The sequence below is a fragment of the Pseudomonas sp. AP19 genome, from assembly GCF_001728855.1.
Classification (GTDB): Bacteria; Pseudomonadota; Gammaproteobacteria; order Pseudomonadales; family Pseudomonadaceae; genus Aquipseudomonas; species Aquipseudomonas fluorescens.
Genome location: NZ_LXJP01000071.1, coordinates 1 through 22,436, shown reverse-complemented (window position 1 = coordinate 22,436; position 22,436 = coordinate 1). Strand labels below are relative to the sequence as shown.

The 22,436-nt window shown below is 60.2% G+C and carries 22 protein-coding genes and 1 pseudogene; 14 read left to right on the top strand and 9 right to left on the bottom strand.

Going from position 1 to position 22,436, the window contains the following annotated elements; genetic code table 11:
• Positions 1–353 precede the first annotated feature (353 nt).
• The 3 genes and pseudogenes from A7D21_RS30305 to A7D21_RS34845 all read right to left on the bottom strand — a co-directional run.
• A complete protein-coding gene (locus A7D21_RS30305) occupies positions 354–566 on the bottom strand; it encodes a hypothetical protein (RefSeq protein ID WP_069553456.1) in 213 nt (70 codons plus the stop codon).
• A 234-nt stretch (positions 567–800) separates the two neighbouring features.
• Positions 801–1,907, bottom strand: coding sequence for an agmatine deiminase (gene aguA / locus A7D21_RS30300; RefSeq protein WP_069553455.1), 1,107 nt, complete (start codon positions 1,905–1,907; stop codon positions 801–803).
• Between the two features lie 121 nt (positions 1,908–2,028).
• Positions 2,029–2,256, bottom strand: a pseudogene (locus A7D21_RS34845) (hypothetical protein); the annotation flags it as partial.
• A 232-nt stretch (positions 2,257–2,488) separates the two neighbouring features.
• On the opposite strand from A7D21_RS34845, the gene rfbB reads away from it, so the two are divergent.
• The 5 genes from rfbB (at position 2,489) to A7D21_RS30275 (ending at position 7,898) form a co-directional block, all read left to right on the top strand.
• The gene (rfbB, locus tag A7D21_RS30295) at positions 2,489–3,571 is read left to right on the top strand and encodes a dTDP-glucose 4,6-dehydratase (RefSeq protein WP_069553454.1); all 1,083 of its coding nucleotides are present in this window, start codon (positions 2,489–2,491) and stop codon (positions 3,569–3,571) included.
• A gap of 43 nt (positions 3,572–3,614) precedes the next feature.
• Positions 3,615–4,160: a dTDP-4-dehydrorhamnose 3,5-epimerase gene (gene rfbC / locus A7D21_RS30290; RefSeq protein WP_069553453.1), complete on the top strand. Its 546-nt coding sequence runs from the start codon at positions 3,615–3,617 to the stop codon at positions 4,158–4,160.
• Between the two features lie 65 nt (positions 4,161–4,225).
• Complete coding sequence (locus A7D21_RS30285; protein ID WP_069553452.1) at positions 4,226–6,034, top strand: ATP-binding protein; 1,809 nt, start codon at positions 4,226–4,228, stop codon at positions 6,032–6,034.
• Positions 6,031–7,416 carry a sigma-54 dependent transcriptional regulator gene (locus A7D21_RS30280; RefSeq protein WP_053253814.1) on the top strand — a complete coding sequence of 462 codons (1,386 nt, stop codon included), beginning with the start codon at positions 6,031–6,033 and terminating at the stop codon, positions 7,414–7,416. The genes A7D21_RS30285 and A7D21_RS30280 overlap by 4 nt, the downstream gene beginning before the upstream one ends.
• Before the next feature lie 26 nt (positions 7,417–7,442).
• Positions 7,443–7,898, top strand: coding sequence for a thioesterase domain-containing protein (locus A7D21_RS30275; protein WP_069553451.1), 456 nt, complete (start codon positions 7,443–7,445; stop codon positions 7,896–7,898).
• Positions 7,899–7,967: 69 nt separating this feature from the next.
• On the opposite strand, the gene cysQ is transcribed toward A7D21_RS30275, so the two are convergent.
• Both cysQ and nudE read right to left on the bottom strand, forming a co-directional pair.
• Positions 7,968–8,804, bottom strand: coding sequence for a 3'(2'),5'-bisphosphate nucleotidase CysQ (gene cysQ, locus A7D21_RS30270; RefSeq protein WP_053253812.1), 837 nt, complete (start codon positions 8,802–8,804; stop codon positions 7,968–7,970).
• Positions 8,801–9,367, bottom strand: a complete 567-nt coding sequence (gene nudE / locus A7D21_RS30265; protein ID WP_053253811.1) for an ADP compounds hydrolase NudE — start codon at positions 9,365–9,367, stop codon at positions 8,801–8,803. Before nudE ends, cysQ begins: the two co-directional genes overlap by 4 nt.
• 87 nt (positions 9,368–9,454) lie before the next feature.
• On the opposite strand from nudE, the gene yrfG reads away from it, so the two are divergent.
• Positions 9,455–10,117 carry a GMP/IMP nucleotidase gene (gene yrfG / locus A7D21_RS30260; protein WP_053253810.1) on the top strand — a complete coding sequence of 221 codons (663 nt, stop codon included), beginning with the start codon at positions 9,455–9,457 and terminating at the stop codon, positions 10,115–10,117.
• A 109-nt stretch (positions 10,118–10,226) separates the two neighbouring features.
• On the opposite strand, the gene lysM is transcribed toward yrfG, so the two are convergent.
• A complete protein-coding gene (gene lysM, locus A7D21_RS30255) occupies positions 10,227–10,667 on the bottom strand; it encodes a peptidoglycan-binding protein LysM (protein WP_053253809.1) in 441 nt (146 codons plus the stop codon).
• A gap of 128 nt (positions 10,668–10,795) precedes the next feature.
• Here lysM and A7D21_RS30250 point away from each other — a divergent pair, with 128 nt between their 5' ends.
• The 4 genes from A7D21_RS30250 (at position 10,796) to A7D21_RS30235 (ending at position 15,697) form a co-directional block, all read left to right on the top strand.
• The gene (locus A7D21_RS30250) at positions 10,796–11,683 is read left to right on the top strand and encodes a LysR family transcriptional regulator (protein WP_053253808.1); all 888 of its coding nucleotides are present in this window, start codon (positions 10,796–10,798) and stop codon (positions 11,681–11,683) included.
• 97 nt (positions 11,684–11,780) lie between these two features.
• Complete coding sequence (fdhD, locus tag A7D21_RS30245; RefSeq protein WP_053253807.1) at positions 11,781–12,620, top strand: formate dehydrogenase accessory sulfurtransferase FdhD; 840 nt, start codon at positions 11,781–11,783, stop codon at positions 12,618–12,620.
• On the top strand, positions 12,617–14,965 hold the full coding sequence (locus A7D21_RS30240; RefSeq protein ID WP_069553450.1) for an FdhF/YdeP family oxidoreductase: 2,349 nt from the start codon (positions 12,617–12,619) through the stop codon (positions 14,963–14,965). The genes fdhD and A7D21_RS30240 overlap by 4 nt, the downstream gene beginning before the upstream one ends.
• 252 nt (positions 14,966–15,217) lie before the next feature.
• Positions 15,218–15,697, top strand: a complete 480-nt coding sequence (locus A7D21_RS30235) for a glycine zipper domain-containing protein (protein ID WP_064450207.1) — start codon at positions 15,218–15,220, stop codon at positions 15,695–15,697.
• Between the two features lie 148 nt (positions 15,698–15,845).
• On the opposite strand, the gene A7D21_RS30230 is transcribed toward A7D21_RS30235, so the two are convergent.
• The 3 genes from A7D21_RS30230 to A7D21_RS30220 form a co-directional block, all read right to left on the bottom strand.
• Positions 15,846–16,277 carry a thioesterase family protein gene (locus A7D21_RS30230; RefSeq protein WP_069553449.1) on the bottom strand — a complete coding sequence of 144 codons (432 nt, stop codon included), beginning with the start codon at positions 16,275–16,277 and terminating at the stop codon, positions 15,846–15,848.
• Between the two features lie 23 nt (positions 16,278–16,300).
• The gene (locus A7D21_RS30225; protein WP_069553448.1) at positions 16,301–18,238 is read right to left on the bottom strand and encodes an ATP-dependent DNA helicase RecQ; all 1,938 of its coding nucleotides are present in this window, start codon (positions 18,236–18,238) and stop codon (positions 16,301–16,303) included.
• A 285-nt stretch (positions 18,239–18,523) separates the two neighbouring features.
• Complete coding sequence (locus A7D21_RS30220) at positions 18,524–19,699, bottom strand: tetratricopeptide repeat protein (protein ID WP_069553447.1); 1,176 nt, start codon at positions 19,697–19,699, stop codon at positions 18,524–18,526.
• 175 nt (positions 19,700–19,874) lie between these two features.
• On the opposite strand from A7D21_RS30220, the gene A7D21_RS35595 reads away from it, so the two are divergent.
• The 4 genes from A7D21_RS35595 (at position 19,875) to A7D21_RS30205 (ending at position 22,434) form a co-directional block, all read left to right on the top strand.
• Positions 19,875–20,045: a YhfG family protein gene (locus tag A7D21_RS35595; protein ID WP_096236773.1), complete on the top strand. Its 171-nt coding sequence runs from the start codon at positions 19,875–19,877 to the stop codon at positions 20,043–20,045.
• On the top strand, positions 20,045–20,644 hold the full coding sequence (locus A7D21_RS30215) for a putative adenosine monophosphate-protein transferase Fic (RefSeq protein ID WP_069553446.1): 600 nt from the start codon (positions 20,045–20,047) through the stop codon (positions 20,642–20,644). Before A7D21_RS35595 ends, A7D21_RS30215 begins: the two co-directional genes overlap by 1 nt.
• Before the next feature lie 300 nt (positions 20,645–20,944).
• Complete coding sequence (locus tag A7D21_RS30210) at positions 20,945–21,265, top strand: hypothetical protein (protein ID WP_069553445.1); 321 nt, start codon at positions 20,945–20,947, stop codon at positions 21,263–21,265.
• 812 nt (positions 21,266–22,077) lie between these two features.
• Positions 22,078–22,434 (top strand): DUF1493 family protein, encoded by a 357-nt coding sequence (locus A7D21_RS30205; protein ID WP_069553444.1) that lies wholly within the window; start codon positions 22,078–22,080, stop codon positions 22,432–22,434.
• Positions 22,435–22,436 lie beyond the last annotated feature (2 nt).

Below are 22,436 nucleotides of genomic sequence, written 5' to 3'. Positions count from 1 at the left end.
CCCGCAGACGACTGAACTGCCGCGGGCCTTTTTTTATTGGATGAGTTATGGCGGTTAGCCACAGGCGTTGGGCGCAATCGTATGCGCGCGTTGAACTATGTGTCAATTTCGTGAATCGTCTGTATTTAGGCGAAAAAAGTCTAAGCGGCGCACTCCAGGGCCTTCACACACGCCCGAAAAACCCTCCAGCCACCTCGGTGCGCTACGTGCCTCAGGCTATCGATTCGGTCAGAACCAACAGCCTGCGTATCCACGGTTTCGAGGCGAGCAATGACTTTTATCTGGACGCTCTACGTGACAGTAACACCGGGAGTTTTTAAGACGTTCACCCTGCCAATGCGGGAGCGGGCACTTCAGTTTTGCATCAGCTCGCACAATGCGCGCATTTCATCTTCGCTGAGCAACCCCACCGGGTAACGTTCACTCATCATGCTGTGCAAGTCAGGTTGCCTGACCTGTCGTGAGCCGTTTGCCTTCAACCAGAGCGCCAACGCATGGATCGCCTCACCGTCGACCCGCGTGGGGTGAAACGGGCGCGTGTGGATCAGGTTTATATTGGCATTCATTTCAGCGCTCTCTCCTACTGCGTGAGCGGCTAACTTACTCAAGGTTTATGACAGAACTGCGCAGTCATCCCCTTGGTTCACCGTGACAACACCGATACAAGAGCTATGCCAATGTCCCGTGTTTATAGGCACTCGGAAACAAAAAAGCCCGCGACCTAACGGGGCCGCGGGCTTGCTGTGAGCGCTATAAACAGGTAGCGCCGTGTTATCGCTCAGACACTGTTACAACTGCACTCAATTTTTGTGCGGGGCTGGCTGTTGTTGGGTCAGGCAATGAATATTTCCGCCGCCCAGTAACAATTCGCGGCCCGGCACCATCACCACTTCGTGCTGCGGGAAGAGGTTTTGCAGAATGCCCTTGGCCTGGCTGTCCAGCGGGTCATCGAAGCTTGGCGCGATGATGCCGCCGTTAACGATCAGGAAGTTCACGTAGGAACCCGCCAACCGCACGGTCGGATTGCGTTCCTGGCTGCCGTCCACCGGGTCCACACCCGCGCATTCTTCCTCGGTGGCGTACAGCGGCCCCGGGATCGGCATTTTATGCACGGTGAACGAGCGACCCTGGGCGTCGGTGCTGCTTTGCAGCACCTCCATGGCCGCGTGGCAGCGCGCGTAGTTCGGGTCTTGCGGGTCATCGGTCCAGGCCAGCAACACTTCGCCCGGGCGCACGTAGCAGCAGAAGTTATCCACATGGCCGTCGGTTTCGTCGTTGAACAGGCCGTCCGGCAACCAGATGATTTTATCCACAGCCAGGTTGTCGCTGAGCACCGCTTCGATCGCCGCACGATCCAGGTGTGGGTTGCGATTGCGGTTCAACAGGCATTCTTCGGTGGTGATCAGGGTGCCTTCACCGTCGACATGGATCGACCCGCCTTCCAGCACGAAACCTTCGGTGCGATAACGCGGCGCGCGCTCGATCTCGAGGATCTTGCCGCCCACCTGCGCGTCGCGATTCCACGGTGCATACAGGCCGCCGTCAAAACCGCCCCAGGCATTGAAATCCCAGTTCACACCGCGCACTTCGCCACTGTTGTTGATGACGAACGTAGGGCCGGTGTCGCGCACCCACGCATCGTCGCTGGACATTTCCACCACGCGGATATTGGGCACATCCAAACGTGCGCGCGCGTTTTCATACTGCTCGGCCGAAACGGCGACCGTCACCGGCTCAAAACGCGCGATAGCCTTGGCCACCGCCACGTGAGCGGCCTGCGCCGGTTTGCCACCCAGGCGCCAGTTGTCCGGACGCTGCGGCCAGATCATCCAGGTTTGGGTTTGCGGCGCCCATTCGGCGGGCATGTAGAAGCCATCGGCGCGAGGCGTGCTGTGCAGGGTGGTCATGGCGATCAGGACTCCGAATGGGGTGAAGGCCGACTTTATAACGGATAAAAATCGGCTTTAAAAGGAACAAAAGATCATAGTCGACAAACATTACAATAATTAGCCGATAACAATCGATTAATTACAGTTGCTCGTCCAGCGCCTTCGACAGCATGTCGACAAAGAAGTCCACACTGCGTTTAGAGGTCACCGTCGGTGGCTTGGTCTTCAGGATGTTGGGGTAATCGCCCGTCGGCTGCATGAACATACCCAACCCTCGCAGACGATCACACAACAACGCGGTTTCTGCTGTAGCAGGTTCCAGGGTGTGCCGGTCACGCACTCACGCCAGGCCCAGGTAAGAGCCGTGGTGCTCAAGCCGTTGGGCAGTCTGCTCAGGAGCGACTGGCGGTCAGGGCAGATTGGCGCGATGGATCAACGTGGCGAGCAACATGTGACGACCGCGGTTTTTTTGAGCGTCTATATCGCCACTGACCCGGTCCGTATGGCAACCCCCAGCACACACCACGCTTGCACCGCCCGGCCTCACAACTCAAGCTATGCTCTCGCTAAATGACCGTCTAAGGAAAAGGCTCTCTGACATGCGCATTCTCATCACCGGCGGTGCCGGGTTTATCGGTTCTGCACTGATTCGCCACCTGATTCAACACACTGAGCACGAAGTGCTCAATCTCGACAAACTCACCTATGCCGGCAACCTGGAGTCGCTGACCAGCATCGCGTCCAACAGCCGCTATGAGTTCGTGCAAGCCGATATCATCGACCAGGCCACCGTCAGCGCCGTGCTGGCACGCTTTGAGCCACAGGCGATCATGCACCTGGCAGCCGAGTCGCACGTCGACCGTTCCATTGACGGCCCGTCGGACTTTATCCAGACCAACATCGTCGGCACCTACAGCCTGCTGGAAGCCACTCGCGCCTATTGGCAAACGCTGGCCGAACCGGCCAAGAGCGCGTTCCGCTTCCACCACATTTCCACCGACGAAGTGTATGGCGACCTCCACGGCGTGGACGACCTGTTCACCGAAACCACCCCTTACGCGCCAAGCTCGCCGTATTCGGCCAGCAAAGCCGCCTCCGACCACCTGGTCCGCGCCTGGCAGCGTACCTATGGCCTGCCGGTGCTGCTGACCAACTGCTCGAACAACTACGGGCCGTTCCACTTCCCCGAGAAGTTGATCCCGCTGGTCATCCTCAATGCCCTCGCCGGCAAGCCGCTGCCGGTCTATGGCGACGGTTTGCAGGTGCGCGACTGGCTGTTCGTCGAAGATCACGCGCGGGCACTGCTCAAAGTCGTCACCGAGGGTGAAGTCGGCGAGACCTACAACATCGGCGGCCACAACGAGCAGAAGAACATCGACGTGGTACGCGGCATCTGTGGCCTGCTGGAAGAACTGGCGCCACAACGCCCTGCCGGCGTAGAAAAATTCGCCGACCTGATCACCTTCGTCAAGGACCGCCCGGGCCACGACCAGCGCTACGCGATCGATGCGAGCAAGATCGAAGCCGACCTGGGCTGGGTCCCTGAAGAAACGTTTGAAACCGGCCTGCGCAAGACCGTGCAGTGGTACCTCGATAACCTCGACTGGTGCCGCAGGGTCCAGGACGGCAGCTATCAAGGTGAGCGACTCAGCAATACCGACCCAAAAGATCTGATCGCGTAAGGATCTGATCACACGACCTGTTCACCTCGGCGAGGCAAACCCAATGAATGTAATCGCGACTGAGCTGCCCGATGTGTTGATCCTCGAACCGAAGGTGTTTGGCGATGAGCGCGGCTTTTTTTATGAAAGCTTCAACGCCAAGGCTTTTGCTCAAGCCACCGGCCTGCAGTTGGACTTCGTGCAGGACAACCACTCCCGTTCGCAAAAGGGCGTGCTGCGCGGCTTGCACTATCAGATCGAAAATACGCAGGGGAAACTGGTCCGTGTGACTGCCGGTGAGGTCCTGGACGTGGCGGTGGATATCCGCCGCAGTTCGCCTGATTTCGGCAAATGGACCAGCGTGCGCTTGTCCGCCGAAAACAACCGCCAGCTGTGGATTCCACCCGGGTTTGCGCATGGTTTTGTAGTGCTCAGCGACTACGCCGAGTTCCTCTACAAAACCACGGATTACTACACGCCTTCTGCAGAGCGTTGTATCCGTTGGGACGACCCGCAACTCAACATTAACTGGCTGCTGGACGGGGCTCCGACCTTGTCGGCCAAGGATCAAAACGGCAAGTTCCTGGCAGAGGCCGACGTGTTTCCTTGACCGGCGAGTGTCTTGCACGACAGCCCTAGGCATAATGCGCCTGTACCCACAGGCGCATGACTCCCATGACACCACCCCTTCCGCGAAGACCCCGCTGGCGCAGCCTCGCGTTGTTGGCGTTGTGCCTGGCGCCGCTGCTGTGGCCGCTGGAACACCTGGCCGAGCGTTATTACCGCAGTGAACTGGCCGGGCAAAACCGCCAGACCCTCGATCTGTACGTCGCCAACCTGCTCGGCACCCTGCACCGCTATGAAGTGCTGCCGCAAATCCTCGGTGACCTGCCCGCCCTGCGTACCGCGCTGGATGCGCCCCATGTCAGCACCAACTTGGCCAACGCCAACCAGTTGCTCAAGGACGTCGCCGCCCAGGCCGGTGCGGAAGTGATGTACCTGATGGACACCACCGGCAAAACCCTCGCCGCCTCCAACTGGGATAAACAGGACAGCTTTGTCGGCCGCAACTTCTCGTTTCGCCCCTATTTCAGCGAAGCCATGGCCGGGCACCTCGGGCGGTTTTTCGGCCTCGGCACCACCTCGGCCAAGCGCGGCTACTTCTTCGCTGCCGCCGTTCGCGATGGCGATACAATCATCGGCGTGCTGGTGGTCAAGGTTGACCTGGACCACACCGAAAGCCTGTGGGGCAACACCCCAGAACAACTGCTGGTGACCGACCACAACGGCGTGGTGATCCTCACCTCGCGCCCGCAATGGCGATTCCGCGCCACCCGCCCACTGACCGCCGAGGAACGCCAGGCGATCATTGCCATCCAGCCTTACCCGACGCGCGACCCGCAGCCGCTGGCGCTGAGTACCACGGCGTGGCTGCGCCAATCCACGGCTATTGCCGAAACCGGATGGACCGTGGAAATTCTCGCGCCGCGCTCATTGATCAATCGCCCGGTGCGTACCGTGGTGGCGGTCGGTGGCGCCACGTTACTGGTGTTGATGCTGTTGCTGGGTTTGCTGATGCAACGCCGTCGCCATTACCTGGAGCGCATCGCGTTCGAAGCCAAGGCCCGACGCGAGCTGGAAGCCCGTGTGGTGGAGCGCACCAGCGACCTGGAAGGCCTGAACCGGCGCCTCAAACAGGAAGTGCTGGAGCGTGAGCACGCCCAGCAGGAACTGGTACGCGCCCAGGATGACCTGGTGCAGGCCGGTAAACTGTCAGCGCTGGGGACCATGTCGGCGAGTATCAGCCACGAACTCAATCAGCCGCTGGCGGCGATTCGCAGCTACGCGGAAAACGCCGAGATCCTGCTCGACCATGAACGCACCAACGACGCACGGGGCAACCTCAAGCTGATCAGTGAACTGACGGGGCGCATGGCTTCGATCATCGCGCACCTGCGCGCGTTCGCCCGACGCGACCGGCACGCACCGGAAAGCGTGGCCTTGCAGCCGGCACTCGATGACGCGTTGGCGTTGTTGGCCAAACGGCGGCGGTCGATGGAGGTCGAGCTGATCCGTGACTTGCCGGAAGCCACCCTCTGGGTGCAAGCCGGGGAAACGCGCCTGCGCCAGGTCCTCGGCAATCTGCTCGCCAACGCCCTCGACGCCCTGACCGAAAAAGGCCCGCCGCGCAAACTCTGGTTGAGTGCCCAAACCACCGAACAGGGCGTCAACCTGTACATTCGCGACAATGGCCCGGGCTTTTGCATGGAAGCCCTGGGCCGCGCGAGTGAACCGTTCTACACCACCAAGACCCGCACCCAGGGCCTGGGGTTGGGCCTGGCGATCTGTGACACCTTGATGCGTGCCTTTGGCGGTGAACTGCTGTTCGCCAACCACAAGGAAGGCGGCGCACTGTTAACCTTGAAATTGCGTGCCGGCTCGCCGGGCGTCAGTCTGCAACCGTCCGAGGACCGCAGTGTATGAGTATCGATAACCAGATTCAGGTGGTGCTGATCGACGACGATCCCCACCTGCGTCAGGCCCTGTGCCAGACCCTGGACCTGGCCGGGCTGAAAGTCCTGACCCTGGGCGAAGCCACCGGCCTCACCGCGCGCCTGTCCCGCGACTGGCCGGGCGTGGTGGTCAGCGATATCCGCATGCCCGGCATGGACGGCCTGGAGCTGCTCGCCGAACTGCACGGCCAGGACCCTGAACTGCCAGTGTTGTTGATTACCGGCCACGGTGATGTACCGCTGGCGGTGCAAGCCATGCGCGCCGGGGCCTATGATTTTCTCGAAAAGCCGTTCGCCAGCGACGCCCTGCTCGACAGCGTGCGCCGCGCCCTGGCCCTGCGCCGCCTGGTGCTGGACAACCGCAGCCTGCGCCTGGCCCTCAGTGATCGCCAGCAGCTGAGTACGCGACTGGTCGGGCACTCGCCGCAAATGCTGCGCCTGCGCGAGCAGATCGGTGCCCTCGCCGCCACGCGTGCCGATGTGCTGATCCTCGGTGAGACCGGGGCCGGCAAAGAAGTTGTGGCGCGCGCGCTGCACGACCTGTCGAGCCGGCGTAGCGGGCCGTTTGTGGCGATCAACGCCGGTGCCCTGGCCGAGTCAGTGGTCGAAAGCGAACTGTTTGGCCACGAGCCCGGCGCTTTTACCGGCGCGCAGAAACGCCGTATCGGCAAGTTCGAATTCGCCAACGGCGGCACGCTGTTCCTCGATGAAATCGAAAGCATGAGCCTGGATGTGCAGGTCAAACTGCTGCGCCTGTTGCAGGAGCGCGTGGTTGAGCGCCTGGGCGGCAATCAGTTGATCCCGTTGGATATCCGCATTATCGCGGCCACCAAGGAAGACCTGCGCCAGGCGGCCGATCAGGGTCGTTTCCGGGCCGACTTGTATTACCGCCTCAACGTCGCGCCGCTGCGCATTCCGCCGCTGCGCGAACGCGGTGAAGATGCGCTGATGTTGTTCCAGCACTTTGCCGACGAAGCCAGCAGCCGCCACGGCCTGCCGCTGCACGAGCTGCAACCGGGCCAGCGGGCGCTGCTGTTGCGTCACAGCTGGCCGGGCAATGTGCGCGAACTGCAAAATGCGGCGGAGCGCTTTGCCTTGGGGCTGGAGTTGGCCCTGGATGCCACGGCGGATAATCCCGCCGCCGGTGTCCTCACCTCCACACCCGGGGGCTTGAGCGAACAGGTCGAACAGTTCGAAAAAAGCCTGATTGCCGCCGAACTGACCCGCCCGCACAGTTCGGTGCGCAGCCTGGCCGAAGCCCTGGGCGTGCCGCGCAAGACCCTGCACGACAAACTGCGCAAACACGGCCTGAACTTCGCCGACAGCGCCAGCCATAACGCTGACGACGAATGACCCTGCCCACTGCCCAAGAGGCCGCCATGAGCCGCGACAGCCGTTACCTGGAATCGATCCTTCATCACGACATCCCCCTCACCCGGGAGATGGGCCTCAAGGTGCTCGACTGGCAGCACGACCAACTGCAACTGCACCTGCCCTTGCAGGCCAATATCAACCACAAGAGCACGATGTTTGGCGGCAGCCTCTATTGCGGCGCCGTGCTGGCGGGTTGGGGTTGGCTGCACTTGAAACTGCGCGAAGCAGGCATTGAAGACGGGCATATCGTGATTCAGGAAGGGCAGATCAGTTATCCGCTGCCGGTCACGCGGGATGCGACCGTGGTGTGCCCGGCGCCGGAAGATAAGGTGTGGAAGCGGTTTTTGGCGACGTACAAGCGCTACGGCCGGGCGCGGTTGACGCTGGAGACGTGGATCGTCAATGAACGCAGTGAAGAACGAGCCGTGACCTTCTCCGGCCAATACGTCTTGCACCGCTGATAGCCACCACACAAAAACCAATGTGGGAACTGGCTTGCCAGCTCCCACATTTTGATTTTTTTAGGGGCCTTAAGAACGAGCCAGGGTCAGCAATCGCTCGCGCCACGCAGCCTTCGCCGGCAGCGCCAAGAAGAATGGGTTCAACAATGAAGCCCGTGCCGGATAGCTGAACGGCTCGCCGCTCAATTCCAGCACCTCGCCCCCGGCGCCTTCCAGCACGCCCTGGGCTGCAGCAGTGTCCCATTGCGACGTCGGCGCCAGGCGCGGGTAGCAATCGGCACTGCCTTCGGCCAACAGGCAGAACTTCAGCGAGCTGCCGATATTCGCCAGTTTCAATGCGCCAAGCCCTTCACTCAAACCGTCGAGCAGGCGTTCCTGTTCAGGGCTGGAATGGCGCCGGCTGGCAACCACGGTAAAGGACTCGCCCGCCGCCGGTGCTTCACGCACCTGAATCTGCTTGGGCGCGTCATTCACATCGGAACGCCACGCACCCAGCCCGGCGCCACCGAAGTAGCAACGGCCACTGGTCGGCATCGACACCACACCGAACACCACACGGCCTTGCTCGATCAACGCAATGTTGACGGTGAACTCTTCGCTGCCGGAGATAAACTCCTTGGTGCCATCCAGCGGGTCCACCAACCACCAGCGCTGCCAGCCGGCACGCACGCTCTGGTCGATATCAGCATCTTCTTCGGACAGCACCGGGATGCTCGGATCGAGTGCGGTAAGGCCCGCCAGGATCAGATGGTGAGCGGCCAGGTCTGCCGCCGTCACCGGCGAATCATCCGACTTGGCGGTGACCGCCACATCGGCGCGCCAGAACGGCAGAATCACTTCACCCGCCTGGCGAGCCAGCTCAATCACAGGGGCAATATACGGGTGCCCTAAAAACAGTTCGCTCATGCGGTAAACGCTCCACGCTGGGTCAACAGGTCTCGTACCAGATACAGTGCCGCCAGGGCACGGCCTTCGCTGAACTGCTCGTGTTGCGCCAGCTGCGACAACTCGCGCAGGTTGACCCGGTCCACACGCATCGGCTCGGGCTCATCGCCTTCGAGGCGCTCTTCGTACAGTTCAGTGGCCAGCACCACCTGGATTTTCTGGCTCATATAGCCAGGCGACAACGACAGCTCGGTAATGTGCTCCAACTGTCGCGCGCCATAGCCGGCTTCTTCCTTGAGTTCGCGGTCGGCTGCCGCCAGCACGTCTTCGCCGGGTTCGATCAAGCCCTTGGGTAACGACAACTCATATTCGTCAGTACCGCCACAGTATTCTTCCACCAGTAACGCATGGTCCTCGTCGATCATCGCCACGATCATCACCGCGCCGTAGCCGGCACCGCGGCCTACGAGGCGCTCGTAGGTTCGTTCGACGCCATTGGAAAAGCGCAGTTGCACTTCCTCCACGCGGAACAAACGGCTACTGGCGACTATTTCGCGGGCGAGTACGGTGGGTTTCTGGCGCATAAGCGGCTCCTTGGCGTGATCGGGTTACTATACCGTGGCTTTTCCGATTGTTTGTGTCGGATATCTTTACTTACATGAGATCGCCCCATGCCCTCTTTGCCCTGGCACGCCATCGACACCGTCCTGCTGGACATGGACGGCACCTTGCTTGACCTGCATTACGACAACCACTTCTGGATGGAGCACCTGCCCCAGCGCTATGCCGAGCTGCACGGCGTGACCCGGGCCATGGCCGAGATGGAGTTGCAACCACTGTTCGAGCGTAACGCCGGACAGTTGCAATGGTATTGCCTGGATTTCTGGAGCACGGAGCTGAACATCCCGGTGCGCGAGCTCAAGCTGGAAACCGCCCACCTGATCGCCTTGCGCGCGGATGCGGATACGTTTCTGGCAGCGGTCAAACGGGCCGGCAAACGCGTCATCCTGATCACCAATGCTCATCGTGATTCGCTGTCATTGAAACTGGAACGTATTGAGTTGGCGCCGTATTTCGAGCGGCTGATCAGCTCTCACGACTACGGTTTCCCCAAGGAAAACCCGCAGTTCTGGGATGCCCTGCATGCCGATATCCATTTCGACCCGGCCCGTAGCCTGTTTATCGACGACACCTTGCCGATCCTGCGCAGTGCCCGGGATTTTGGCGTGGGGCATCTGCTTGCGGTGAAAGCGCCGGACAGTCAGAAAGGGCCGAAGGATACTGCGGAGTTTGCGGCGGTAGACGATTACCGGGACCTCATTGTCGGGCTGTAATCAAGGTGGGAGCGGGGTCGCTCGCGAAAGCAGTGTGTCAGCCACTGGATGTGTTAACTGATTCACCGCATTCGCGAGCAAGCCCGCTCCCACCTTTTTGTTTCGAGTGTTACTCAGGAATACGCAGCGTCTGCCCTGGGTAAATTTTGTTCACATCTTTGAGCAGCGGCTTGTTGGCCTCGAAGATTTTGTTGTACTGGTTGGCGTTGCCATACACCGCCAGGGAAATCGCACTCAGGGTGTCGCCCTTTTTCACCACCACAAAACGGGCGGCGGCGACGACAGGGCCGGAGACGGTAATCTGGTCATCGACAGTGGCTACACCGGCAATATTGCCCGCCGCCAGAAGGATTTTTTCTTTCTCTTCCTGGCTGGCGACTTCACCCGTGATCGTCACCTTGTCACCGTCCACGGTGGCGTGAACGTTAGGGTTACCCAGCCCTACTGCTTCGATATGCTTTTTCAACTCATCGCTGGCGTTAGCGTTACCCGGCGTCAACAGATCGATCAGCTTTTCGCCTGCTTCTTTCACGAAACTAAAAAGACTCATGGTGTGCTCTCCTTGGGTTTGATTTCCAGATGCCAAAGACTAGACCAATCCCGCAGACTTGGGTTCCAGCCGACCAAAGACCCAAACGCGCTAGAATCCCACGCCATTGGTATAAGCCCGGAGCGAAGATGGACATCAAACAGTTGAAATTCCTCATCGCCCTCGACGAAACCCGGCATTTTGGCCAGGCGGCCGCGCGTTGCCATATCACTCAGCCGACCCTGTCGATGCGCCTGCGCAACCTCGAAGATGAACTGGACTTGCAACTGGTCAACCGTGGCCAACGCTTTGAAGGCTTCACCGCGCCGGGCGAGCGCGTGCTGGCATGGGCACGCACCGTGCTGGCGGCCTATGACGGCTTGCAGGCCGAAGCGGCGGCCTGTCGCGGCAACCTCGTGGGTACGTTGCGCCTGGGCGTGGTGCCGCTGTCGAGCTTCGATCCGCTGGCATTGATGCAGCAACTGCACAAAGCCCACCCAAACCTGCGCTTTGAGCTCTCGGCGTTAAGCTCCGAACAAATCCTCGAACAACTGGCGAGCAATCGCCTGGACCTCGGCGTGTCGTATCTGGAGCGCCTCGACAACGAGCGCTTCGACTCGCTGGCGCTGGGCGAAACCCGCATGGGCCTGCTCTACGACCAGCGCTTTTTCAGCTTTGGCGAAAAACCGTTGAGCTGGGAAGCACTGATCGAATTGCCGCTGGGCATGCTCACCAGCGGCATGCACTTTCGTCAGTCCATCGACCACAACTTCCACAGCCGCGGGCTCAACCCACAGCCGTTGTTACAAACCGATGCGGTGCATCAATTGTTACAAGCCGTGCACGGCGGCCTGTGCTGCGCCGTGATGCCGCTGGACGGTGGCCTCGATGCCCTCACCGAACACCTGCGCCTGCAACCCATTGAAGATGCGCATACCCTGGCGCGACTGGGGCTGATCATGCGCCGCAGCGCGCCCCGGTCCGCCTTGGCCGAAGCCTGTTTCGCGCTGTTTCAAAAATCGCAAATCGAACCTTGATCGACGCCATCTATCGGTAGATCAGTACTGGCAATTAGACGCGACGCTTTGTCGCGCCTAGTCTAAACACTGATCAATCCCCCGGTGGTACTGCACCATGGAAGCCAAGCGCCCAGTCTGCGCGGCGCCTGCCCCTGAAACGCCCGCGCCCGCCGCCAGTCAGAGCTACCAGTTTTGCAACCTGCAACACACTGAAGTCGCCAGCACGGCCTTGGCGGAAGAAGTGGCGTTAGCGATTGCGTATAACGACATCAGCCAGGCCGTGATGCTGGTGACGCCGACGGATCTGGAAGACTTCATCGTCGGTTTCAGCATCGGCAGCGGCATTATTGCCGACGTTAGCGACATTTATGATCTGAAGCTCAGCGGTTCGGGTTCAGCCCAATACGCCCAGGTTCAGATCTCCAGCCGTGCCTTCTGGAACCTCAAGCAGCAGCGCCGCCAATTGGCGGGCACCAGCGGCTGTGGTTTGTGCGGTGTGGAGGCAGTGGAACAAGCGTTGCCAGACCTTCAGGTGTTGCCCGGCGCACCGTTGCCGCCCGCCGAATGGCTCGACGGCCTGCGCCAGCGCATTAGCGCGTTCCAACCCCTGGGCCAGTACAGCGGCGCCGTGCACGCGGCGGTATTTATGAACAACCAAGGCGAGTTGCTGATGGGCCGTGAAGACATCGGCCGGCATAACGCCCTCGATAAGCTGATCGGCGCGCTGATCCGCGAAAAGATTTCGACCGACGGCAGCCTGGCAATCGTGACCAGCCGCTGCAGCCTTGAACTGATCCAGAAAGTATTGCGCGCGGGCATCCAGACCCTGGTCAGCCTGTCGTCGCCTACTGGCCTGGCCGTGCAATGGGCCCGCCGCCACAACCTCAATCTCATCCACCTGCCGCAGAAAAGTGCGCCGCGGGTCTACAGCCCTGCGATGGAGAACCAACCATGAGCCTGCACCACCAAGCCGACGAAACCCCGAAGCCGCGCTACAAGCCCTACAAAGGCCCGGCCGGCGGCTGGGGCGCACTGATCAGCGTGGCGCAGGCCTGGCTGACCAGCGACAACGCGCTGAAAAACCTGCGCATGATGCTCAAGACCAACCAGAACGGCGGCTTTGACTGCCCGGGCTGCGCGTGGGGCGACTCGCCAGAAAGCGGGGTGGTCAAGTTCTGCGAAAACGGCGCCAAGGCGGTCAACTGGGAAGCCACCAAACGCCGTGTGGATGCTGCATTCTTCGCCAAACACAGCGTCACTGCGCTGCTGGAGCAAAGCGACTATTGGCTGGAGTACCAGGGCCGCCTGACCGAGCCGATGCGCTATGACGCCGAGACCGATCGCTATATGCCGATCAGTTGGGAAGCGGCATTCGACCTGGTCGGCAAACACCTCAACGCCTTGCCCAGCCCGGACATGGCCGAGTTCTACACCTCGGGCCGCGCCAGCAACGAAGCCGCGTACCTGTATCAGCTGTTTGTACGTGCCTATGGCACCAACAACTTCCCGGATTGCTCGAACATGTGCCACGAGGCCAGCGGCGTGGCCCTGGCGCAAAGCGTGGGCGTCGGCAAAGGCACCGTGACCTTTGATGACTTTGAGCATGCCGATGCGATTTTCGTCTGGGGCCAGAACCCAGGGACTAACCACCCGCGCATGCTCGAACCGCTGCGTGAAGCGGTGAAGCGCGGTGCCCAGGTGGTGTGCATCAACCCACTCAAAGAGCGCGGGCTGGAACGCTTCCAGCACCCACAACACCCGCTGGAAATGCTCACCAACGGCGACAAGCCGACCAACACGGCGTACTTCCGCCCGGCGCTGGGTGGCGACATGGCCATCCTGCGCGGCATGGCCAAGTTCCTGCTGCTGTGGGAACGCCAGGCCCAGGCCGAAGGCAAAGAAGCCGTGTTCGACCACGACTTCCTCAACGAACACACGGCCAATGTGCTGGAGTACCTCGGCCAGATCGACGACACCTCGTGGGATGAAATCGTTGAGCAGTCCGGCCTGACCCTGGTTGAGATTGAGCAAGCGGCGCGCATGTACGCCAAAGGCAAGAACGTGATCATGTGCTGGGCGATGGGCATCACCCAGCACCGCCACTCGGTGCCGACCATCCAGGAAATCGCCAACCTGATGCTGCTGCGCGGCAACATCGGCCGCCCGGGCGCAGGCCTGTGCCCGGTGCGCGGCCACAGTAACGTGCAGGGCGACCGCACCATGGGCATCAACGAACGCCCACCGGTGGCATTCCTTGATTCCCTGGAGCGTCGTTTCCAGTTCCAGGTGCCCCGCCACAATGGCCACAACGTGGTGGAAGCCATCCACGCCATGCTCGAAGGTCGCGCCAAGGTGTTTATCGGCCTGGGCGGTAACTTCGCCCAAGCCACGCCAGACAGCCCGCGCACCTTCGAAGCGCTGCGCAGCTGCGACCTGACCGTGCAGATCAGCACCAAGCTCAACCGCAGCCACCTGATGCACGGCAAAGACGCGCTGATCCTGCCGTGCCTGGGGCGTACCGACATTGATATCCAGGCCGATGGCCCGCAAGCCGTCACCGTGGAGGACTCGTTCAGCATGGTTCACGGCTCTAACGGCCAACTGCAACCGCTGTCGAAATTGATGAAGTCCGAGCCGGCCATCCTCGCGGGCATAGCCGCCGCGACCCTGGGCAGTAAACCGGTGGACTGGAACTGGCTGGTGGCCGACTACGGGCGCATCCGCGACCTGATCGCCGACACCATTCCAGGCTTCAAGGACTTCAACGAGAAGATCAAACACCCCGGCGGCTTCTACCTGGGCAACGCTGCCGGCGCACGCCGCTGGAACACCCCCTCGGGCCGCGCCAACTTCCGCCCGAACGTGTTGCCCAAAGACCTGATCCACGAACGCACCCATGCCACGGGCCGGGTGCCGGACCTGATCATGCAATCGATGCGCTCCCACGATCAGTACAACACCACCATTTATGGCCTGGATGACCGCTACCGTGGGGTCAAGGGCCAGCGTGACGTGCTGTTCGTCAACGAGGCCGACATCATCCGCCTGGGCTTCAAACCGGGGCAGAAAGCCGACATCGTGTCGCTTTGGGAAGATGGCCGGGAGCGCCGCGTGAAGGGCTTCACCCTGCTGGCATTCGATATCCCGGCAGGCCAGGCCGCCGCTTATTACCCGGAAGTGAACCCGCTGGTGCCGCTGGAAAGCACCGGGGATGGCAGCCATACACCGACGTCGAAATTTGTGGCGATTCGATTGGAGGCGGCCAGCGCGACCGGTTTGATCATGGCGCGCTCGGCCTGATTGGGCGTGTTGTGGTGTGCGGGCCGGTTGTGACGAGCCGCCACACCGACTTTTTGCGAGGCACAAAAAAGGCCGCTTTTGCATAAAAGCGGCCGTTCCGAAGTAGTTAAAGACTCGCAAAAACTGCTTAAGTTCCCCATACAAAACAGCAACTTAGAAAATTGTATACAACCTGTACCACTGGTCGGTTTTCGATTGTCAGCGTCTCGATACAACCTCAGGATCGCGCCGTCATCCTCCTGAGGTTTCTCTATGAAGTTCTCCTCGATTCTCTTGTTGTCCCTTGGCCTGGTCAGTGGCGCAGCCATGGCCGGTGGCACCACCGAAGCCGGTGTGGGCGGCGCATTGGGCGGGGTTTTAGGTTCAGTTGTCGGCCAGCAGATGGGTGGTAACACCGGCTCGGCCATCGGCGCAGCCCTGGGTGGCGCGGGTGGCAGTGCGGTGGGTGCCGACAAACGCAGCCGTGGCGAAGCCGCTATCGGTGGCGCCTTGGGCGCGGCCGGTGGCAACGTGGTGGGCCGCAGCATGGGTGGCAGCACAGGCAGCCTGATCGGCGCAGCCGCTGGCGGTGGTGCGGGCGGTGCGCTGGGCAACTACATGGGCAACAAGAGCGATGACGAAGACCGTCGGTATCGCGGGCGGGACAACCGTCGTTATGACCGTGACGACCATCGCGGCCGCGGCCATGCTTATGGGCATCGCAAGAACAAACATCATTACCGTGATCGGTAAGCCCGCAGTCTGAACACCACTGCAGGTCCATGCGGGAGCGGGCTTGCCCGCGATAGCACAGCGTCAGGTAATGCGACTCAACCTGACCCGCCGCCATCGCAGGCAAGCCCGCTCCCACATTTGCGGCCTATTGAGCACAATGGCAGTGTCAGGCCACCAACCGCTGTAACGCCTCGCGCAGCATCGCCGGAATCGCTACCGGCTGGTTCGACGCCCGGTCCACAAACACATGCACAAAGCGCCCTGCCGCACAGGCTTCCTCTTCGCCTGCCTTGAACACCGCCAACTCATACTGCACCGAGCTGTTGCCCAACTTGCCCACCCGCAGGCCGATTTCTATGCGGTCTGGAAAGGCGATCGAGGCGAAATAATCGCACGCCGAACTCACCACAAACCCCACCACCTCACCGTCATGAATGTCCAACCCACCGTGTTCGATCAAGTAGGTATTCACCGCCGTGTCGAAGAAGCTGTAGTAGGTGACGTTATTCACATGGCCATACACGTCATTGTCGTGCCAACGCGTGATGATCGGTTGGAAGTGACGGTAATCGGCGCGCAAGGGCATTGAGTCAGGCATGTGCAGGTCTCACGAAAGTGGATTTACAGATCATTCAAATGACCCTCGGCCCACGCACGCACCTCGGCGTAGGGGTAGTCTTCCAGCACAGCAAAACCGGGAATCCCCCGCGCCTTCAGCTTGGTAAACAACGGCACGCTGATCCCCACCAGGAACCGCGTCAGCCGCTCCGCACCCGGCAACTGCCCGGTGTGTTCATGATGCCTGTGGATAAAATCACCGCACAGCCCCATAAAGTTTTTATCCACAAGCGGCGGCAAACTCGGCGGTGCAGGCAAGTGGGCTACGTGGCCATGGCACACCGAACAATGCCCACACTGCAGAGGGGCATTTTCATCGCCAAAGTACTTGGCCAAACGCTGGCCGAGGCAATGCTCGGTCGCAAAAAGGTCGAGCATGGCATGAATCCGCGCCACCTCCGCGACCTCGTGCTGCTTGAAGCCTGTGTATAACGCTTCGCTCAATGCCTGCGCATCAAAGTCGGTGTTCAGCAGGCTGTAGACCTCCGTCATCTGCTTGCTTTCCAGCTCGATCAAACCCTGCTCCTGGAAGTAATCCAGGGCTTTGACTACCCGGCTACGCTCAGCGTTGTGCTGCTGGTAAAGCGCGTCGAAATCCACGGTGGCCCAGGTTCTGGCGCGGTTGCACACCTGGATGATTGCCGCGACAAACTGCTGCCGCTCACCGGAAAAACGCGCCAACAAGGCTTCGGGCTCGATCAGGTATTTGAAACGGTATTCGGCGTAAAACGCATAGCGCGGTGCGATCACGCCCTTGAGCTCCAACTGCACCAGCAGCGTCTTGAGCGGCAGCTCGCGCAGGTTGCTGTGGTCCGACAGCGACCTCAGCAAGAACTCCCATTGCCCGTCACCCCGCGCCGCCTGCAACGCCTCCAGCACACGGCAAATGCCCGCCTGTTCAGGGGTGTCGCCGTACACGAAGTTTTCCAGCACATTCAGGCTGTCCCGGTTGGCCAACACCAGGCAGTCGGACGGCTGACCATCCCGCCCTGCACGGCCGATTTCCTGGCTGTAGTTCTCGATGGACTTGGGCAGGTCGAAATGCACCACGTTGCGGATGTCACTCTTGTCGATGCCCATGCCAAACGCGATGGTGGCAACGATGCAATTGGAGCGCCCGCCCATAAAGCGCTGCTGGATGCCCTCGCGCTTATCGTGGGCCAGGCCGGCGTGATAGGCCTCGGCCTGAATGCCATGGCGGTTCAGGTGCTCGGCAATCTGTTCAGCGGTTTTCTGCAACGTGACATAGACGATACTCGGCTGATGCGCCCTCTCGCTCATCCAGGCGACCAGGCGCCGACGTTTGTCCGCACCGGCAACCGGTTCCACCAGCAGGTTGAGGTTGGGCCGGTAGAAGCCTGTGGTGACGACATCCTGCGGTGCAATGGCGAACTTCGCCTGCATGTCGGCAATCACCTTGGGCGTGGCCGTGGCCGTCAGCAGCAAGGCTTGTGGGATATTGAACTGGCGCTGGTAGTCCGGCAGCTTCAAATAGTCCGGGCGAAAGTTATGGCCCCATTCGGAAATACAGTGCGCCTCGTCCACCACCAGCAGCGAAATCTGTACGCTTTGCAGGAAATGACGGAAGCGCTCGTTCTTCAAACGCTCCACGGAAATCATCAGGATTTTCAGCTCGCCCGAGCGTGCGCGGGCCATCACGTCATTGGCGTCATCGCGGCTCTGCGCCGAATCGATACTGCCGGCTGAAATGCCGTGGCGTTTCAAGAAGCCCAACTGGTCCTGCATCAACGCCAACAGCGGCGACACCACCAACGTCAGGTGCGGCAACAGTACCGCCGACAGCTGATAACACAGGGACTTGCCCGAGCCAGTGGGGAAGATCGCCGCGGCCGAACGACCGGCCAGCACCGCACTGACCGCTGCTTCCTGGCCCAAACGAAACTGTGGATAACCAAAGACCTGTTGGAGGGTGTCGTGCATAAGCTGTCACTCCATTGACCGCTGAACGAGTGCAAAACATAGACCAGCGTGTTCAGCGAATCGAGAAAGGTCGCAAGGAAAAAAGAGACAGGATGATACACAGGCTGAGGCATGGCCTAGGGCCGAAGTGGGAGTGTTAACTCGATTTTGTGAGAAGAATACAAACCAAATGTGGGAGCTGGCTTGCCTGCGATGGCGGTGCGTCAGTCGACATACGTATCAACTGAACCACCGCCATCGCGGGCAAGCCCGCTCCCACACGTTTAGACCTGCACTACGGCTGAATCAGCGGTTCTGCACGCGCTCAATCGCCGTGTCATACACCGGATTGGCCTTTTGCTCTTTCGCCAACTGGTAGTGACGCAAGGCATCCGAGAACTGCCCCGCGGCTTCGTAGATCCGCGCAATGTTGTAGTAGGCGCCTGCCCGTACGGTCGCTGCATTCGCGCCGGTCGCCAGGGCAATCGCCTTACGGTTGGCCCAGATCGACTCGGCCGTGTTGCCGGCTTTCTGATACGCCAGGCCAAGGTTGCCGTAGGCTTTGCCGAAGCCGTTGTCGAGGTCGATGGCTTGGCGGAACAGGTCAATGGCCTGGTCAAGATTACCGGCCTGGTAGGCCGCTTCGCCTTGCACGTTCAGACGCTTCGCATCGGTCTGCGCGGAAGAGCTGACAGCTACCGCCGTGACCGCCACGCTGTCATCCAGCAAGCCCTTCACTTCGTTGAGCACGTTCGGGGCATCAACCGTTACCCCACTGAAATTGTTGATGTCCTGGAAGTCACCACTGCCGGTCATGCGGAACACGGTCCACAGGTTACCGCTGCGGTTCTTCGGCACGTAGTAAGTGCGCACCAGGGATTGCCCCATGTACACAAACACCTTGGCCTCACTGTTGGACAACTGGCGCGAGCCTGGATTGCCGCTGTTGGTGAAGTCATGCACGGCGTAGACGTAGCTTTCGCCGTAGTGCTTTTTCTGCAGGGTGATGGTTTCCGGGCCATAGCTGTCGGTGTCATCCACATCCAGCTCGGCGTCGGTGCCTTTCTGGTTGCCGAAGAAGATGTTGTTGCCCGGGAAAATCATGTGAGAGTCGAGGTCTTCCGGGGTTTTACCCCAGGTCAGCACGACGCGCAGGCCATCGAGGTTTTCCATCACCGGGCTGATGGCGTACGTCATGCCTTTGCACGGGCACTTCACCACCAGGTTGGAATAGCCGGGCTTCTTGATGATCAGCAGATTGCTGGCGTCATCGGCGGCTTCGCTGGTGAGGGTCACCTGGCCTTGCGCGTTGGTGCGGCCCACCACGTTTTGTGCGCCGTTACGTTGCAGCAGCACTTCGGCGTCGGCGATTTTCTGGTCCTTGACCACCGCACTTAGCACCTCGATCGGCAACTGCTCGGCCTGGATCGAAAAAGCCACCGCACACAATGACATCGCCGAGGCGACACGAAGCAAACCCATGCTTAACTCCCTTTAAGTAGTGGGCGGAATCGCCCGACACGATTTTGCGGTGCAACATACGCTGAATTCGATGGGTTGGCGGTTTTTTTATGCGGAATGTGACGTGGTTTTTATCTCGCCTGCGCCCGCAAGCATTGCGCTACAATTGAACATTGCGACCCAGGAGTACGCTGCAATGAGCGAACCGACGTTTGAGCAAAAACAGGATCACTACCACAAGATCCGCCGTTCCAATTATCTGGCCAGCTTGCGCCTGGAGGGGTTCGACACCCAACCGGCCGATGTCGACAAGCCCTTGCCGACCCGCGAAGCCGTTCTTGCCAAGTACCGCAAAACGCCACACTGATGCTCGACAAATACGGGGTGGGCCAGGACCCATACTGCTATCCCGATAGCAGCATCCTGCGTAACCGCCTCGATTTGCGCGACGCATCACGCCTCCATCAAGCCGAGCGCGAATTATCTGAAATCGCTGTAGGCAGCCTCCCGCTCTACCCACCGCCCTACGATCTCAGCCGGCTACAACACATACACCGCACCCTGTTCGGCGACATCTACGATTGGGCTGGCGAGCTGCGCAGCGTCAACATCCAGAAAGGTGAAACGCTGTTCTGCACGCCGGAACGCATCCCGCCGGAAGCAGCGAAAATCATCCGGCATATGCAACAGGCTAATTGGTATGTCGGTGCTCCCCAGGCTGAGCTCGTGCCTTTGATTGCCGAGGCGTATGGCGACCTCAACGTCATCCACCCCTTTCGCGAAGGCAACGGCCGGGCGCAGCGGATTTTGTTCGAACAGATCATCGTGAATGCGGGGTTCTCGGTGAACTGGTGGCTGGTGAAACACGCGGCGTGGGTACCGGCGAACATCGATGCGGTGGCGTGTGACTATCGGGGGCTGGAAGCGATTTTTGAGCGGTGTATCAGTGTGCCGGTCAGTGCTTGATCGAATCACCACCGGTTAAACCATCTGTTTATTGCTCGAAAGAACGCTCACTTCTAAGGTTTGGCCCATCGCTGCCAATTCAGCGATCGGGTTTGGTCACTCGAAAACAGCACACATAAGTGCCACTAGCTGCCTTACGAACGTCTATCGTCTCGTAATGCACTGCTATGGCGGCTGTGTGTGGGACGTCTTCGGACGTGTCGGAGTGCTGTTTCCGGCTGGCCAACCCGCGCACAGTCCGCCACCCACCGTTTGGCCACGATGATGTCGGTTACCTAACAGCAAACCGAGCACCTTCAAATGCAAATACCTGAAACGATGGATCGCTATCGTCAGCTACGCACCAACTTCACCGACACCCACCCTCTCGTCATCGACACCGAAGCCACCGCCGAGGACATCCAGAGCGCCGCACACCAGCGCATCCGCGCTGCCAGCGACTTACTGGAAACCTTCACCTGCCTGACCTACGAACACGCGGACCTCGACGATATTTCCCACATCATTAATGCCTTGTACCTGCTCGTGCAGGATGGCTGTGATCTGCTGGAAGCCGCGCAACACGTTCAACTGCAACCGGCAGCCGATAACCAACCATCACCAGGCCAGCCACTGAGCTAAACCTGCGGAAGCGGGCTTGCCTGCGATGGCGGTATATCAGGCTATATTTCTGCACCTGACACAGCGCCATCGCGGGCGAGCCCGACTCCCACATTGAATGGGTGTTGACCAAAAAATCACTGTCAAACCGAAAACGCCGGAAAGCCCTGTAGGAAGCCGCTAAATACAGCGTAGTCCTCGTCCTAAACTGCTCAAAACACCTGCGCCACCCTCTACGTAACTCGCCTGCGCATGACCGAAACTAGCGCCCTCTCCACTGTCCCGGCAAAAAATCCGTGCACCTCGAAAGGACTCAATACATCGGCCACTACGGCGTCACCTTCACGGTGGATTCGCCTTACCGTTTTACCCACCCACAAGCACGCGTTGGCAAACCTCTGTTGGTGAGGCGCAGGTACTTCGGCAAACGAAGTGCGCTACCGACGGGTGGACAGAGGCAGCAAAGGCAACATCCCGCTCACCCTTGGCATGCTCTACCACGCCGTCAAAGCCAAACGCTGGAACACACAGGCACTCGAAGCAAGGAGATTTCAAGCGTCATGAATACTGTCCTGCAAATCGCCTGTTTCTTGGGTTTTTACCTGGTACTGCATTACCCAATCACTGACGCTATTCTGAGAAAACGCCTTGCAGTCACATGCCTCGTAGCCGGCCTGGCATTGGCGTTCTGATTACCCTACGTGGCAGTAACCCTCAGCATGCCCTTCCTCCCTATCTTCGTATTCTTGATAGGCTTGGCACTCTTCATCACCCGCAACAAATACCGACTAAAACGTAACCCTCCCCCTCACCCACTCCTGCGTGCCCCCACCATGAACCTGGCCCCCAACTTCCCCGAAGACCCCGCCATGCAGCAGCTGCTGCAATTGCTGCACGAAGAAATCGGCCTGCCGAAACACAAGACCCTTCGCCTCGACACCTCAATCAACTTCGACCTTGGCTGCGACCGCGCCGAGGCTACGCAATTCATGGAGGCGTTGGAGAAGGATTTTGCGGTCGACCTGGGCGACTACGACGCTTATCGTTACTTCCAACCGCCAGCGTTCGATGTGTTCCTGAAACACCGCGCCAAAGGGCGTGGCGCTAAGGTGCCACTGACGATTGGCATGCTCTACCTGGCCATCAACACTCACCGCTGGGACACGCAAACCCTGGAAAACCTCAGCTGAAG